The sequence below is a fragment of the Pseudomonas sp. NY15356 genome, from assembly GCF_048068175.1.
Classification (GTDB): domain Bacteria; phylum Pseudomonadota; class Gammaproteobacteria; order Pseudomonadales; family Pseudomonadaceae; genus Aquipseudomonas; species Aquipseudomonas putida_K.
Map to the genome: position 1 here is coordinate 1 of NZ_JBLUPW010000081.1, position 569 is coordinate 569.

Annotated in this window: 1 pseudogene; it reads right to left on the bottom strand. The window is 66.8% G+C overall.

Annotated elements, in window-relative coordinates:
• A pseudogene (locus ACNFCI_RS24000) lies at nt 1–569 on the bottom strand (RHS repeat protein); the annotation flags it as partial.

Below are 569 nucleotides of genomic sequence, written 5' to 3' on the forward strand. Positions count from 1 at the left end.
GGATCTTCAGCACGTTGCCCACCGGGTCGTAGGCATAGCGCAGGTCCTGCAGCACCTTCGCGCCAGTGCCCTGGCGCTCGGTCTTGATCGACGACAGGCGCTGGGTGTCGGGCTCGTAGGTGTAGGTAGTCACCACACCGTTGCCATGCACCTCGCGCAGCTTCTGTCCGGCGGCGGCATAACTTACGGACCGGACGATGGCCTGCTCGGCCTTGCCCGCGATCGTCAACCAGCTGCCACTGAGCTGGCCGGCCACGTCGTAGGCCACCCGTTGCAGGTTGCCTGCGGCATCCAGGGTCGTCAGCATCGCGCCCGTGGCGTCTGCCGTGGTCTGGGTCGTATAGGTCTCGGGGGCCAGTCGGGTGTCCCATTCCGCCGCCTCTTCGCCCTGCCAGTCGGCGGCGATATCAGGATGGTCGGCATCCTTGAGCAGCTGCCGGGTCGTTGAGATCGGCACCCCCGTCAGGGCAACGCTGTTCGCCTGCACCAGCCCCGCCGGGTCGTAATGGCGGGTCACCTGCCCGAGCAGATTATGGTCCCGTGCCTGTTGCGTAACCGGTGCCCAGACG